At 57.5% G+C, this 1,413-nt stretch carries 3 protein-coding genes; 1 reads left to right on the top strand and 2 read right to left on the bottom strand.

Features of this window, described 5'->3' with window-relative positions:
• Together NW837_RS12030 and NW837_RS12025 are read right to left on the bottom strand one after the other, a co-directional pair.
• The coding region (locus NW837_RS12030) for an NAD(P)H-hydrate epimerase (RefSeq protein WP_414331822.1) at positions 1-413 on the bottom strand (413 nt) is incomplete at its 3' end.
• 56 nt (positions 414-469) lie between these two features.
• The gene (locus NW837_RS12025; RefSeq protein WP_414331820.1) at positions 470-871 is read right to left on the bottom strand and encodes a VOC family protein; all 402 of its coding nucleotides are present in this window, start codon (positions 869-871) and stop codon (positions 470-472) included.
• A gap of 149 nt (positions 872-1,020) precedes the next feature.
• Between NW837_RS12025 and NW837_RS12020 the strand changes: the two genes are divergently transcribed.
• Positions 1,021-1,332 (top strand): hypothetical protein, encoded by a 312-nt coding sequence (locus NW837_RS12020; RefSeq protein ID WP_414331818.1) that lies wholly within the window; start codon positions 1,021-1,023, stop codon positions 1,330-1,332.
• The last annotated feature ends 81 nt before the right edge of the window (positions 1,333-1,413 follow it).

Below are 1,413 nucleotides of genomic sequence, written 5' to 3'. Positions count from 1 at the left end.
AAGGGTCGGTTCAAACCGATCCCAAACAGGGCATCAATTAACAAATCGCAATCGGCCAGCTCTTCAAGACTCTCCACAAACTCTGCCCCCAGCGCCTTGAGATAGCGGGCGTGGTCTGCCGTCAGGGGTTTGAGATCCGGCTTGCCCAGCCACACCTTCACCGACTTTTGGGCCAGCCATAGCTCCCGCCCAACCACCAACCCATCGCCACCGTTGTGCCCTGTCCCACAGAGGATCCCAATGCGATGGGCTTGCGGAAAATCCTTCTGCAACTGAGCAACAACGGCCAGCCCCACCTTCTCCATCAGAGCGGCAACGGGCATGCCGGCAGAGAAGATCTGCTCCTCAATGCGCTGCATCTGTGCGGAACTGACCAGGCTGATGGCCGGATCGAACCGGCAACGAGAACCCATATCGCTACGCAACGCTGTTGCAACCGGCGGCATTGCTGGGGGGAGAGGGCTCATGGCTAAGTTGCGCTAATCGAGCTTAGCTCTATCACATTCCCATCCGGATCCCGGACGAACACTGCCGCTCGCCCGGAAGCGCTCGGTTGCACCTCATACCCTTCCTGCCGCAGGCGAGCCTTCACCGCTTCCAAGTCATCTACCCCCAGCGCCACATGGGGATTACGCCCCCACTTTGAGGATCCCGTTCCGCTTCGCTGCCGTGGATCCATCGGCTCCTCGGCCACGATTAAATGAATTTGGGAGGAACCTACTTGATACCAAGCGCCGGGAAAGTTAAACGCAAAGCGTTCCGCCTTGGGGAGCCCGAGCACTGTCCCGTAAAAATGTTCGGCTCTGGCCAGATCGCTCACCCAAAGGGCGGTGTGCAGGTGATGATAGGTTGGCTTTTGGGGGGCAGTCATTGTCTTGTTGGGAAATCTTGACCGTGGGGCTTTGCAAGGCCGACGCGAACATCAATATTTTCTCCGAACGGCAAGCCAAACCCGTAAGCTAAGGTGGAGCTAGCGCACCCGCGACAACCGTATCTTTGTTTTCGCACAGGGGTTGACCTATGGGATCCCGCACCAAGTTTTTTGGCACGGTCTTGGCCATGCTGGCCGTGAACAGCATCTACATGCAGTTGCAGCAGCTTTCCCTGAGGCTGGAGGAAAGGGATCCCGCCCCCTCTGAGCAGTCTTCTCCAGAGCCTCAAAGCAGCCAGGACTCCGTCCTGCTTCCGCGAGCGGAACGGCTGGATCCCTGGCACCGTGTTGCCCAAGTCTTGCAGGGTCTGTGGCCCGGCGATGCGAGCTTGAAAGGACTCCGTTCCGCCAACGCGAACGGGATCCTGTCGCCAGAGTCCACGTCCCCCCTGGAGCCTTGAGTGCCAAGCTGAGAGCATGACTCTAGTCAATAATAAGCTCAACTATACTGAAAATAATGTATAATATGTTCAGTACGGATT

Origin of the sequence: Synechococcus sp. R6-10 (assembly GCF_047461815.1) — a bacterium.
Classification (GTDB): Bacteria; Cyanobacteriota; Cyanobacteriia; order Thermostichales; family Thermostichaceae; genus Thermostichus.
Note: the sequence above shows the minus strand (reverse complement) of the source record. Positions and strands in the feature narration are given on the sequence as shown.